Here is a 13,480-nt window from a genome sequence, read left to right as displayed (position 1 = left end):
CAAAAACGCACCTCGAAGAGCCGATCCAAATCATTCGGCAGCCGAGCCGCCAAACCGACTTCTCAGCCCCATCAAGAAATCGAATCCCATTCTACGATACTGTTTGGGCACCAGCAGGAATCCCGAGGACAACACGTGGAAAGTCCCGAACAGAACGGCCAGCAAAAGCAGTCCCAAGCCTTCGGCCGGAAGGGCGAGTCCGGCCAGGAACAGGATCGAGACCGGCAGAAGCGTCACCGCAAAGGTCTTGAACAACGGACGATACATGGTCCAACGTCGTTGCTGGGTCCACAGCGACAACAGCCATGGGAACACCCAGAGACCAAACAGCGGATAGAACAGGGTGTAGGGGAAGCTGAGGCTGAAGAACCGCAAACCCTCGGGACCCTTCAAGGCGATCGCCAGACTCAGGGGAATGGCCAGGATCGTGATGCCCAACTGAAGGCGGGCGTAGGAGGCGACGCGTCCGGCTCCGATCAGAATCTTGTCCCAGGCGTCGGAAATCCCGTGAAACATGGCACCAAACGCGAACAGGCGAATCAGGTTGGCGGTCATGGCATAGTCGAATTGGGGATTCTTGCTCTGGGGACCGATCCACTCGGTCAAAATCTCCTGGGGAAAGAGCACCATCATCGGGAAAAGCGTCAACACGGCCCAGGCGTGCGCAGCGGTGGACACTTCGATCAATTGGTTCCGCCGGGAGGATTTTCCGACGAGGAGAACCCGTGCCGCAATCGAGTCCAATCCGTAGGCGAGGCCCCCGCAGCACATGCGTACATAGCCGCCCAATTGAATGGCGAGTCCGTACATGCCGTTGGCGTGAATCCCGAAGAATCGGTTGGCCATGAACGCACCGAACACCACTTGGGAGACCATCGAAACATTGGAAACGGTGTTCCACACGCCGGTTCGCAGCATGCGCTTGGCGGCGTCGCGGCAAAAGTCACGTCGGAAGAAAGTGGCGTGGGGTAACAAGTGCATGGCGCGCAACATGATGGAAACCATGACCGTGCCGAAGAACAGGGTCGAAAGCGTGCCGTAACAGATGATGAAGCGTTCCTGGGAGCCTTCGACGAACAGGAGGACCAGACCGGCGGCGAACAGGAACGAGAGTTTCAGCGCCATGTGCCAGAAGTTGACCTCGGTGAAACGTTCCAGGATTTCCAGTATTTTGTAGCATGGTGCGAACAGGGCGATGCTCATGGTTTGAATCCCGATACACACCGTGAGGTACCGCGTCGCCCCCAGAAGTTCGACGGGAATGTTGAATACCTGATCCACCACGAGTGCGAACCCACTGACCGCGGTCAGAATGGTGAGCCCGATCAGGGCGCTGACCCGACCGGCAGCGGCAAAGGCCCGCGACATGTCGTGGCGATCTTCACTGTGATAGGCACGGCTGAGCTCGGCGATGACGGCATGCTGAATGATATCGGGAAAGATTCTCAGGTATCCCACGGTGGTGCCCAGCAGAATGATGATCGAAAAGGCGTCCTGACCGAAACTCAATTGCAGCCGAACCAGGAGCAGCCCGAACATCAGGCCGATGCCCAGGCGCGTAAAATTCCCGACGACGCGCACCAAATTTTTCTGCAGCTCTCCCAAAAAGGCCTCCACCACCGGGCTCCCCTGCGAGGGGTCCGACGAATCCCAAACCTTGCGCCGGCGGTACCATGTGTCCGGAGCGGTGAAAAGAATCCCAGAAGCGATTACATCTGAACCGAGTGAGCAGCCCTCGAATCAAGCACAAACGATCGGGCACGACCGAAAAGCAGCGCAACTCGTCCCGTCCGCATCCTCGCCGCATCTCGCTCGAAGAGGTGCGGTCCTTGCCCCTGGCTCCAGAAAGAACCGATTATAACTCAAGCGAAGACAGGGGAGGCATTTGCCCGAGCGAAACGCCCACATTCACGGCGATCGCGGGTCGCGACGCCTCCAATCGCCCGGCATTCCGCCGCCAATCAGGGAACGATTTGACGCACGGGCACGAACGCCTCCGCGGCGGCCAGATTGACCGAGGCTCCGCGAAACCTGGCCAAATGTTCGATGGCCCCCAAGGACCTGGGGTTCGGAAAATCACGCAATTGACTGGCGAAACACTGCATGGCTTCCAGTTTTTTTGGCAGGAAGCGGTCGATATCGACGAAATAGGTCGGCAGAAACCCCATGTTTCCAATCGGTGACGCCCATTCCGTTTCGGATAGGGTTTCGTAGCAAAGGATGGTTTCGGGACGGTGGTCGTAGACGGGTCGACAAGCGACCATCGCCGCTTCATGAACCACCTGGTGATCCTTGTGAATATCACCCGGAAAAGGTAGGTACACGGTTTGGGGACGGATTTCGGCGATCACCTTGCCCACGGCATCGGCAATAGTACAACCGGCCACCGTATCCAGTTTCGGCGCGGGGAACTCCAGAAAACGGGTTTCGGTCACCCCCAGGGTCCGATGTGCCTCGAGCATCTCGCGGCGCGTGCTCTCGACCTGCTCGTCGGAGAAAAATTCCGGGGCACCACGAGTGGCAAGCAGGACGAAAACATCGTCGCCGTTCGCCACATGGCGTGCCATGACGCCGCCGCATCCAAGCACTTCATCGTCGGGATGGGGCGCGATGACGAGTACCTTCATCGAGTTCCTCCTTCTTCCAGGGTCTGGATTCGCTGTTCGAGATCGAGCAGTTGTTTCTTGAGTTTGGTATTTTGTCGCCGAAGCCGATGGATTTCATCCTGCGCCGCATAACCCAGCTTCCGGCCCACGCGAAGCTGGGGCTCCTTGGCGTCCTCCGCCTCGACATCGAACTCGAATTCGGTGAGCCAAAGAAGTCCATGACCCGTTTGGACGAGCCAGCCACGGTCGTCGTCCCAAAGAAGCAGACGTCCCGGTATGCCCCGATAGGGAAGCCCCTCGGCGGGAGCGCAGTTCCAAATCAACAGCTTCCGGCCGCCCACGTACGTGTAGGCGCCGGGATGAGGGCGCGAGGCCGCCCGAATCAGGGCATCGATATCCCGCGCGGATGCCTGCCAATCGATACAGCCATCTTCGGGGCGGCGAATTCCGGTGTAGGTAGCTTTGGCGTGGTTTTGCGGAGCCGGACGCCAATGGCCACCAGCCAGCTCGGGCAACCAGCGGTCCAAAGCGCGATCGATGGCCGCAAGGGTCCTGTCGTTGACCTGGTCCGCGATATCTCTCGGGCCCACCTCGTAGGGTTCCTGCGCGAGGATCGGCCCCGAGTCGACCCCTTCATCCATCAGGAAAAAGCTGGCGGCGCCCGGTCCCAGGTCGTGAGTGATCCAAGCGAGAGGGGCCCGTCCCCGTCCGAGCGGCAGGTGGGTGGGATGAAAGCCGACATTGCCCACAGTGGCAATCCCCATCAACTCTTCCTGCACCATTTGGGAGAGACCGACCACGAACAACAGGTCCGGCCGCCAAGCCCGTACTTGATCGATGACGGCCCGGTCGTTGATGCGATCGAACCCCAGATAGGGAATCCCAAGTTCTTCGGCAGCCCGCTCCAAATCCACGAAGCCGCTGATTTTTTGGGAGCGGTCCACGTTGACACCCAAAACCCCGACCGGGGCCAGATGGTGCCGAACCAGGCCCTGAAGCGTTCTCAGAGAACTCGTCACGCTGCCGGCCAGGACGACGCGCGGCGGGCAAGGCACTGTTACATCATTCATGAGGGGAACCTTTCGCCGAAGGCATGGGTTTGGTAAAACGCTTCTCGCCCAAAAAGACCACTGCAAAGGTGCCTACAATGATTTTCAGGTCGAGCCAGAGGGAACAGGAATTCACATAGTCGGCGTCGTACTCCCAGCGTTCCGGCCAAGTGAGGTAGATATTGCCGTGAATCTGGGCCTGACCCGTCATGCCAGGTAGTACCGACAGGCGCCGGCGACAATTGGCATTGGTCTCGTCGACCGTGGCCGGCAACATCGGGCGCGGCCCGACCAGCGTCATGTCGCCGCGCAGTACGTTCACCAGTTGCGGCATTTCGTCCAATTTCAAGCGCCGCAACCAACGCCCGAGCCAGGTAATCTCGGCCTCGCCGCCGAACAACTGGACCGAGGCATCGTGATTCTTGTGGGTCATGGTCCTAAATTTGAGGAGTGTAAAGGGCTTGGCGCCCTTTCCCACGCGTTGTTGGTAGAAAAACCCGGGCCCGGGCGAGGTGATTTTGATCAGGACGAAGATCAGAAGACCCACCGGCAAAAAAAAAAGGGAAAAGGGGACGGCGACCGCCAAGTCAAAGGCCCTCTTACCGAATCGGGAATAAAAGCGACCCATCGTTTTGCTCCAGGCTCGATTTGGAAAGCATCATAAGATGAATGAGGCGAGCAAGTCCAGACCGTGTCGATCCATCCTCGAAGCCCGAAAAATATTTCACTACCGATTCTCAGAATCCCGCGCCCATCAAATTTCAAAAAATCATAAAAATATGACATACAAGAGGAATTCGCACCCAAATTGAAATTTGAAACCAAATATTTCTCATGCTTTCTTCACAAAAGAGGAACGTACATCAAGAGACACCGGTCAGCCCGGCCTTATGCTAAACTCTCGGCAAACTCAACCCAACGAAACATCATCAGGAGCAGTGAGCATTGACTTACCGTGTAAGGATCATTCAGTTCATGATTCCGCATTACCGCGTGGCGTTCTACCGCAAGATTGCCGAGACACCGGGAGTCGACGCCAAGGTCTACTACGACCCGACCTGGCCCCACAACAGTCCCTCCTACCCTTTCCCGACGGAAGCCCTTTCCGCCTATTCCATCTTCGGTGTCTTTTACTGGCAGTACCGAACCAACCTGCTGGACGATCTGCAGCGCGGCGATATCTTGGTTTTGATGGGTAACCCGAGATGTATCAGCAACATCCTGCTGATTTACCAAGCCCGACGAAAAGGGGTCTGTGTCATCTGGTGGGGCATCGGATCCATGCCCGGAACCACCCAGTTCCGCCACCGGGTGCGCTGCAAATTCATGCGTCGGGTCGATGCGGTCATGTTTTACAACCGGCAGGACATCGAGACGTTCCGCAACATGGGGTTGATTACCGAAAAGCTCTACGCCGCCGACAACAGCATCGACACCGAAACGGTCGACCAGCACCTCCAGAAATGGAGCCCGGAACGATTGGTCGCCTTTCGCGGGGAGGAAGGTCTCGCCGACCATCGAATCCTGCTGTTTTGCGGCCGACTCACCATGAAGAGCCGCCTGAACGAAATGCTCACGGCGATGCCCGCCATATTGGAAAAACACCCGAATACACGGCTGGTGGTCATCGGTGACGGCGAAGAGCGCGAAACCTTCAAGAACCGCTGTAAAGAGCTGAACCTCGAAGATTTCGTTCATTTCAAAGGCGCCATTTTCGATCAGGAGAAACTGGTTCCCTGGTTTCGGGTGGCAGAGGCGTTCGTCTATCCAGGCAACATCGGCCTGAGTGGCGTTCACGCCTTGACCTGCAGCCTTCCGGTCGTCACCCACGACAACCGCACCAATCACAGCACCGAGGCCGAGGCCCTGATCGAGGGTGAAAACAGCCTGCTCTTCAAGGAACGGGATCCCGAGGACCTCGCCCGTTGCCTCATCGAACTGCTCAGCGACCGACAGAAACAGGCCGCGATGTCCCAGGCGGCGCGCCGGGTGGTGGACACGAAGTACAACATCAACAACATGGTCGAGAACTTCATCCAGGCATTCGAAGCCGTACGCATGGATAAAGGCATCATCGCGGAATAGGGCCTCTTTTCAGAGCAAAACGTCCAATCGGTCCAGGGATTCGATCCGGTGGTGGGCTCGAAATTCCGGCGCCACATCCAGGTTTCGGTACTCGCCATCCGACCGTAGGATCTGGATCGTCAGCCATCCCAGCTTTTTGGCGGTGACGAAATCTTTGGTGGGGTTGTCGCCGACGTAGATGCATCTTTCGCCGGTCACCTCGCAACCGTCCATGATGCGTCTGTAAGGGATCTGACTGGGCTTCCAAGCCTCACGCCCGCCCTCGTCCGAATAGACGATGCAGCGAAAGACCGGCTCGATCCCCAAGGCCGCCACCTTGTTCCGCTGCGTTTCCAGAAAACCGTCGGTAATCAAGCCGAGGACATGGGTTCTCCCAAGCCGTTCGAGGGCGGCGGCCCCATCCGGATGAAGCTGGATGTCAGGTCGGTGCGAGCGATAGACCTCGACCAACTGTCGTATGAAGGCTCGATCGTAATCCACGCCACGAGCATCGAGGACCTGGTTGAATATGGTGCCGCGCTCACCCCGCTCGAACAATCGCCAGGCAGGCTCAAAAAAATCGGGCCCGCCCCGATGCTCATGCAGCCAGGCATCGACGGCACCGAAACCACTTTTGACGAAATCCCGCTCCGGATACAGGGTATCGTCCAAATCGAAAACCAGGACACGTTCCATCTACAAGTCCTCGACAAAGACGGCATCGTCGTAACGGAGCATGGTCAGGCCATCCTGCCAGCCATCGAAATAGGAGCCGAGGCGGCGTCCCAGGGAAAGCTCGATCGACCATCGAGGCATGGCGGCACCGGCCTGGATCGCCAAGGGTGCCCCACCGCCGAAGCGGGGATTGACCTCGGTAAATTTGATGACGCCATCTCTGTCGACGAAACACTGAACCGTGATACAACCTCTGGCATCGGGTAGGGCCTCGACCACTTTTTTACACGCCTCCATGACGGAAACGTCTTTGGTCGTTCGACCTTTGCTCACTTCGCCCGCACGGGTTTCGATGCGCCAACGCGGCACCACACAATGAACCCCACCTTCGAGGTCGGTGAACACGTCCATCGTGTATTCCTTACCCACGAGCAATTCCTGCAGAATCGCATTGGGCACGTACTCCCGGAAAAATGCCAGTTCCCGCTTGTTGCGAATGACGGTGACCCCCTGGCTGCAACTCCCGTCGGCGGGCTTCAACAGGTAGGGAAAGGATGGGCTATCCGAGGCCAACACCTCGTCGATGTCGAAAATGACGGGCGTCAACACACCGGCCTTTTCGAAAAAGGCCCCCGTATCGCGCTTATCGCGGCAAATCGCCACCGTTTCCGGTCCCGACACCAAAGCCGTGGTACCGATCTCCTGAAACGAGGCGCGGGTTTCCGCCAACACCGGCAGTTCGGGATCGATCAACGGAATCAGCAGGCGAATCTCGCGCTCGCGACACAACCGGAGAAGCGCGGGAATGTATTCGGGATCGTTGCAGCGCGGCACCGCCACCCTTTCGTCCGCGACGAACAGGCCCGGCGCATTGGTCTTCAGGTCTGCACCGAACAAGGTACCTTTCACGTCCATGCGCTCCAGGGCGGCGCGGAACCCTTTCACCAGGGAAACCCGTCGGCCGACACTCGTGAACAAGATATTGCAGTTCTCCATGTGATCCTCTTTCAGCATTACTTGGCCGCGAGGCAAAACAGGTGGCACTTGGCGAACGCCTTCTCGTCCACCCGCACGAACCCCCGGAACCATCCTTTGATGGAACGGGGCAGCGCGTATCCGAGCGCGCGCATGGGTCGGAAGAAAAAGCCGGCGCCGTCGAAGGATACGACCTTGAAACCACAGTTCGCCAACAAATCACCCAATTCTCGTGGCGAAAAATGCTGGTGCCACATTTTTTCTTTCTCGATATCGCCGAAAAGGCCGTTGGCACAATCGACATAGCGATGCTTGTAGGCCTCGAACCCATATTTCTTGACGTAGTAGTGGCGATGGAGGCGGGGGAAGCGGAACTTCAAATTGCCCAGATCCAGAAAAGAGAACAAATGCTTTTGGGGCACCGTGATGATGAACAGGCCATTGGGCTTCAACACCCGATACAGCTCTTTCAAAATCGATTCCTGGTCGTGGATGTGTTCGATGACATCCAGGATGCTGACCGAATCGAAAGTATCGTCGTCGAAGGGAAGCGGTTTTCCAGCGGCGATCAATTTCAGGGAGGTGTTTTCCGGCATGCCGGATTCGGAAAGCGAGACGACCTCCTTGTTGAGATCGACGCCGACCCCCTTCTCGATCACGCCCGTTTCGGCCAGTTTCTTGATCACGGTTCCATCGTAGGCACCGAAATCCAGGTGGCAGCCCTTTTCCTCTCGGTTCAGGACCTCCCATAAAAATCCGTAACGATTTGTCCCGAATGGATTTTTTTCGCCGATCTGTGTCTTCATGCCAGTCAATCCTGGTTTCGAGAAATGAGATTTGTTTTGAAAAGGGAACGGCAGATTATACCTGAACTGCGTGAGTTGTGCAGGCGACTTCAAGTAACAGACTCGATTCACGCCACTTACAATCTCAACACGACCCAGACAGATTAAATTGGGGCCTTTCCCCGACGTTCAGTTGATCCCCGCGGGCACATCTACCTCGATCAACCCACTTCCGCTATCGGGGATCGAACTTCGGCGGTCGCCTCGATTGGGATCGGTTCGGGAACATCGAAACCAAGTCGGGCTGTTCAACCCGTAGTTCGGTGCTAAGATAGGAGAACCTTTTCGCTGACCTATGGAGCCCTCACGACAAAGTCCATTTCCGGTGTCGCACCGGAAAGCCCAAAGTTGCCGGGCGCCCGAAAGTACTCACGCATGAAGCAAAACCCCGTAGATCAAATCATTAGCTGGATCTTTTCCATATATCTGGGCACCGCACCTGTTTTCTGGTTTGGCAACTTTGCACCAGGTCACGTCTACCTGTTCAAGTTCATGCTCGTGACGGTGGGCGTTCTGATCGTCGTCGTGCACACTTCGGTGCGCTTCAAGAATTTTTTCCTGATCGGCGGCCTGCTGGGGCCCTTGGGCATGATGCTCTTCATGATCAGCGCGATTCCGGGTGTGGTTCAAGGCACGGCGGATAGCGGGATGCGCTGGTTGTTGGATTCGGCCTTACCCTTCGTCTTCGTATGGACCTTCTACAATCTCGGCAGGTCGCGCCATGATTGCATCCAGATCTTCTGGCGCGGGGCCTGCATCATCACCATTCTCTCGTTTATCACCATACAATCGTACTTTACCGGCTTCCCCAACTGGACCGCCCCGATGCCCCATGGCGGCTTGGCACCTTCCATGGTGGGGTTCGCCTACGCCAGGACCGGCTGGTGCAACGGCGTGAGCCTGTTCTACCCGATTGCGCTGGCCTGCATTTTCTGGCGCGCCTCACAGACGCCCCAGGGCTCCCCGCGCTTTCGCTTCTATTTCATGGCCACGCTGATGAGCATGAACATCCTGGGTACCATTCTTCTGACCGGTGGACGCACCGGCATGCTCGTGGGGCTGTTCACTGTGATCGTGTTCGCCTCGCGGATCGTCAACAAATGGTTCGGCGCCATGACCCTTCTGGTCATTTTGAGCTTGGGCGTCACGCTGAGCGATAAATACGAGCAACACTTCAAACTACACCGCCTGCGCTCCGACACGATCACGATGGACAACGTCTCCAAGTTTTCTTCCGGACGGGTCGACGGGTACATTCTCGGGTTCGAACTGCTGCTCGATCGCCCGCTCACGGGTTACGGCTTCGGTCAGGTGGATCTGCGTCGCTTCGGGTTCGAATACCAGACGATTCACAACGTGTGGCTGAAAATGGCCTGCGAAGCGGGCATCATCTACCCGGTCGTCTTCAGCATGATTCTCTATTTCATCTCCATGCGATTACGCAGGATCCGTCTCTACTTTCCCAACGAACACGAACAAGCCTTCCTGCAAAACCTGTCCCTGGTGGTCCCCAGCGCCATTATCGTGGCGATGTTCTCTCCAAACGCGATTTTCGGCAGCTTTCAGAACAGTGCCATCTTCTGGGGCATCGTCGGCTATCTGATCGCGCGGGTCGATCGACGCGGAAACGAGTTGCACCAACAGAGCACCAGGGCCCAGGCTCCCCAATCGCCTCGGCAAATGCCGCTCATGGCCGCTCGCAGCGGATTGAGTGAGACCCTCCCTCGTTAACGGGCCTACATGGATTATCAGTTTCTCAGGTTTTCAACATCCCGACTTCGGCCGACAGATCGACACATGTTTCGGAATACATTCCCGATTCCTGCTGGTAATCGTGCCGAAATAGAGGGTTCTTTCGATGATCGACAATTTTGACTCAGATCCTGCCCATCAGGAAAGGATGAGCTTGAATCCGGACACGACAGACACGGTCGTGTCGACCTCGGCACCACCAACCAAGGCCGCACCTGCGTTTTTCGAACGATTGGGATACCTGACCCGCACCTTGCCTTTGTTGGGCTGGCGCAACGTGCTCTACGTAGCCTTCTACCGCGCCACGTTGAAAAGCGGGCTGCGGCGCTGGAGCTTCCCGAGCGGCACCCCCTGGTGCGACATCTTTTTCGAGCCCCAATCATCGGAGCCCACCGAGCTGCCCGATTCGTGGTGGCGTCCGCTCTTGGCGGAAGTGGGCGCCTTGCATCGCGGGCGAGTCCTGTACTACGGTCGCCACGAAAAGCACGTGGGCTCGCCGCCGAACTGGTTCGCAAACCCCTTCAATGGCACGGGAGCCGGTAACCCCCAGCGGCATTGGACCGCCTTGAACGACTTCGATAGCGGCCAGGGCGACATCAAAAACATATGGGAAGCGTCCCGGTTCGGTTGGGCGCCCCTGTTCGCCCGGGCCTGGCGCATTACCGGGGAGCGCCAACACCTGGAATTCCTGAATGCGTGGCTCGCGGACTGGACGGAGCGCAACCCCAGCAACCTCGGTCCCAATTGGAAATGCGGGCAGGAAACCGCCCTGCGTCTGCTGCACGTGATGCTGACCGGCTGGCTGCTGGACAGCTTGGAACAGCCGCGCGAAGCCACGATTCGGTTCGCCTACGAGCACGGTAGACGCATCGCCGGCAATATCCGCTACGCCCTGGCTCAGGACAACAACCACGGTACCAGCGAGGCCGCGGGACTGTTTCTGGCAGGCAACTGGCTCCTGCGCGTCTCCGCCTCGCCCCAGCACCGCGCCACTGGTGAAAAATGGGCCCAGATGGGCCGACGCCTCCTGGAAGAACGGGCTCTCAAACTCATCACTCCCGACGGTGGGTTTTCCCAGTATTCCACTACCTACCACCGCTTGATGCTGGACACCTATTCCCTGGTGGAGCACTTCCGCCAAGCCTGGAAACTGCCCTCTTTCGCCGATGAGGTTCTCTCACGGTTGCGTGCGGCAACCATGTGGCTCTATCACCTGACCGACCCACAGAGCGGCGATGCCCCCAACCTCGGAACCAACGACGGCTCTTTCGTTTTTCGCCTCAGCTCCTGCGGATACCGCGACTTCCGCCCTTCGGTCCAATGGGCGGCCTGGCTTTTTCACGGCCAGCGCTTCTACGAACCGGGCCCTTATGACGAGACCCTGTTCTGGCTGGGTCACCCTCTGGACGACCCGGCCAAGCCGCCGGAACGCCCTTCCAAGTCGTTCCCCGAGTTCGGTCTGGTTCTCATGGACACCGGTCGAACCAGAGGATTTGTTCGCGCCACGAAGAATCGATTCCGACCGGCCCACGCCGATGCGCTCCATCTGGATCTATGGGTGGATGGACGAAATCTGCTGCGAGACTCGGGCTCTTACAGCTATAACGACGACGACACCTGTTACCGATTCCTCTCCGGAACGCCCAGCCACAACTGCGTCACGTTCGAAGACCGCGACCAGATGCCCAGGATTGGAAAATTCCTGTTCGGCTGCTGGACCAACGTGGAGGAGAATCAGCCGCTCCACCGAGGCGAAGAAGGACTACAGTGGGCCGGCAGCTATCGCGACGATCGGGGCTGTCTCCACATTCGCGAAATCACGGCCACCGAATCCCGCTGGTGTATCACGGATCGCATTGCGGGATTCGACGACTCGGCGACGCTCCGCTGGCGCCTGATGCCCGGCGATTGGGTTTTGACGCCCACCGGGGCCCGCTCCTCGATGGCCAAAATCAGGATCCATGCGACCACGGAATCGCCACGCATGGCGCTGGTGGAGGAATGGGAGTCGCGACACTATTGGGAACGTTCGCGAATCCCGGTACTGACGGTCACGGTGGAACGGGAAGCGGTGCTGACCACCGAAATCCTCATCGAAGAAAAAACCGCGAACGACGAGGCGATCTGAGCTTCGCCCTTGGACTCGAAATAATCAGGGCGAATCGATACGACCGTTGGGCGACGGCGCGACATCTTCCCCTTCCACATCGATCACCACGCCGCCATCGGGTGAACGGCGAAATCCCGAGGCCCCTGTACCGAAGGAACCGCTCTTGTGCAAGACAACGCGCTTCTTGAAGTAGCCCACCAGGCGATTGGCAGTCCAAAGACGGATGGGCGGCACGAGCATCGTGAAGGCCAAGGTGTCGGTGATGAAACCCGGGGTGAGCAACAAGGTGCCGATCACGACCAGAATCAGACCGGAGACGATTTCATTGGCCGGGATCTCACCGGCCGCCATCGCACGCTGAATGTCGCGAAGACAGCGCAGCCCCTGGGCTCGTACCAGCATGCCACCCAGCACACCCGTCAACACACTCAGGAGCACCGTGAGCAGCAGGGACGTATGTTGTGCGACAAACATCAACAGGTAGAATTCGCTCATCGTGAGCACGAAAACCAACAGAAAAAACCGTGCGACAAATCCCATGATCCCGTGCCTCCCCTTTACCGAGCCAGCATAACATTCCCGTCATTTTCCGTCATCCACGGTGCAATGGAGCCGGCGGGAACCCTTATCGAAAGGGGACGTAGCCACGGCTCCCACGTGATCGCGGGAGACGCACCAATGTCGAACGACGAGAGTGCCTGTTCAGGATGCGGCATCCGTTGTTCCGCATTTGGGTTCCCCAGGCTGCCAAAGCTTGTTCGACATCGCGAACACGGTTCCCGCATTACAAACAGAAAACAAAACACATTTTCAGGGGCAATCGCTCAACTCGCTTTTTCACATCGATTTACAAAGTTGGCACAACCCTCGCTATTAGGGTTTCCCAACAAGCGATCCACTTTCGCGACAACACTACAGGAGAGATCGACATGACCAACTATGCTTATATCGAGTGTCCCATTGCCGGTGAATCCCCCGACGCGGGTTTCGAAGGCCAAATCCGTGTTCACGAAATGAGCGTCAGCTCCGCACTGCCCGTTTCCGAACTGGACAACAACATCAAAGGCCGCCGCACTCGTCAGCCTTTCATCTTCCGCTCTGAAACCGGCAAGCATACTCCCGGCTTCTATCAGCACCTGTTCAACAACCTGGAAATGGCCGACCTCACTGTTCACATGGTGAAGCCCGACATCAAGGGCGACCAGTTCGAGTACTTCACCATCAAGTTCAAGGAACTGAAAGTCATCAAAGTGGGTACCTACAAAATGCACGTTCACGCGCCCCACTCCGGCAATTATGTCGATGAAGACGAAATTTCCCTGGTATACGGCGAAGTAACCTATTGCTACAACGAAGACGGCATCGAAGTAATGGACCGTCACGACAACAAGTAAACAGCCACGG

General features: G+C 57.6%; 12 protein-coding genes. 4 read left to right on the top strand and 8 right to left on the bottom strand.

Features of this window, described 5'->3' with window-relative positions; all coding sequences use genetic code 11:
• Positions 1-30: 30 nt before the first annotated feature.
• The 4 genes from J3U87_RS17985 to J3U87_RS17970 form a co-directional block, all read right to left on the bottom strand.
• Complete coding sequence (locus J3U87_RS17985; protein WP_237384441.1) at positions 31-1,617, bottom strand: lipopolysaccharide biosynthesis protein; 1,587 nt, start codon at positions 1,615-1,617, stop codon at positions 31-33.
• A 344-nt stretch (positions 1,618-1,961) separates the two neighbouring features.
• The gene (locus J3U87_RS17980) at positions 1,962-2,627 is read right to left on the bottom strand and encodes a PIG-L deacetylase family protein (protein WP_237384440.1); all 666 of its coding nucleotides are present in this window, start codon (positions 2,625-2,627) and stop codon (positions 1,962-1,964) included.
• Positions 2,624-3,676, bottom strand: a complete 1,053-nt coding sequence (locus J3U87_RS17975; RefSeq protein WP_237384439.1) for a methionyl-tRNA formyltransferase — start codon at positions 3,674-3,676, stop codon at positions 2,624-2,626. Before J3U87_RS17975 ends, J3U87_RS17980 begins: the two co-directional genes overlap by 4 nt.
• Entirely contained in the window at positions 3,669-4,283 is a 615-nt protein-coding gene (locus J3U87_RS17970; protein WP_237384438.1) for a sugar transferase, read from the bottom strand. Before J3U87_RS17970 ends, J3U87_RS17975 begins: the two co-directional genes overlap by 8 nt.
• A 317-nt stretch (positions 4,284-4,600) precedes the next feature.
• On the opposite strand from J3U87_RS17970, the gene J3U87_RS17965 reads away from it, so the two are divergent.
• Entirely contained in the window at positions 4,601-5,740 is a 1,140-nt protein-coding gene (locus tag J3U87_RS17965; RefSeq protein ID WP_237384437.1) for a glycosyltransferase, read from the top strand.
• A 9-nt stretch (positions 5,741-5,749) separates the two neighbouring features.
• Here J3U87_RS17965 and J3U87_RS17960 read toward each other — a convergent pair whose 3' ends face one another.
• Genes J3U87_RS17960 through J3U87_RS17950 form a run of 3 tightly spaced genes read right to left on the bottom strand, consistent with a single transcriptional unit; the run spans position 5,750 to position 8,175 of the window.
• A complete protein-coding gene (locus J3U87_RS17960) occupies positions 5,750-6,415 on the bottom strand; it encodes an HAD family hydrolase (RefSeq protein ID WP_237384436.1) in 666 nt (221 codons plus the stop codon).
• A complete protein-coding gene (locus J3U87_RS17955) occupies positions 6,416-7,390 on the bottom strand; it encodes an ATP-grasp domain-containing protein (protein ID WP_237384435.1) in 975 nt (324 codons plus the stop codon).
• 17 nt (positions 7,391-7,407) lie between these two features.
• A complete protein-coding gene (locus tag J3U87_RS17950) occupies positions 7,408-8,175 on the bottom strand; it encodes a class I SAM-dependent methyltransferase (protein WP_237384434.1) in 768 nt (255 codons plus the stop codon).
• Between the two features lie 414 nt (positions 8,176-8,589).
• Between J3U87_RS17950 and J3U87_RS17945 the strand changes: the two genes are divergently transcribed.
• Both J3U87_RS17945 and J3U87_RS17940 read left to right on the top strand, forming a co-directional pair.
• Complete coding sequence (locus tag J3U87_RS17945) at positions 8,590-9,945, top strand: O-antigen ligase family protein (protein WP_237384433.1); 1,356 nt, start codon at positions 8,590-8,592, stop codon at positions 9,943-9,945.
• A gap of 175 nt (positions 9,946-10,120) precedes the next feature.
• Positions 10,121-12,094, top strand: coding sequence for an alginate lyase family protein (locus J3U87_RS17940; protein ID WP_237384432.1), 1,974 nt, complete (start codon positions 10,121-10,123; stop codon positions 12,092-12,094).
• Positions 12,095-12,118: 24 nt separating this feature from the next.
• On the opposite strand, the gene J3U87_RS17935 is transcribed toward J3U87_RS17940, so the two are convergent.
• Complete coding sequence (locus tag J3U87_RS17935; RefSeq protein ID WP_237384431.1) at positions 12,119-12,616, bottom strand: FxsA family protein; 498 nt, start codon at positions 12,614-12,616, stop codon at positions 12,119-12,121.
• 389 nt (positions 12,617-13,005) lie between these two features.
• On the opposite strand from J3U87_RS17935, the gene tssD reads away from it, so the two are divergent.
• Positions 13,006-13,470 (top strand): type VI secretion system tube protein TssD, encoded by a 465-nt coding sequence (gene tssD, locus J3U87_RS17930; protein ID WP_237384430.1) that lies wholly within the window; start codon positions 13,006-13,008, stop codon positions 13,468-13,470.
• The last annotated feature ends 10 nt before the right edge of the window (positions 13,471-13,480 follow it).

The organism is Sulfidibacter corallicola, from assembly GCF_017498545.1.
GTDB lineage: Bacteria > Acidobacteriota > Holophagae > Acanthopleuribacterales > Acanthopleuribacteraceae > Sulfidibacter > Sulfidibacter corallicola.
The sequence above is the reverse complement of the archived record's forward strand: the minus strand, read 5'-3'. Positions and strand labels throughout refer to the sequence as shown.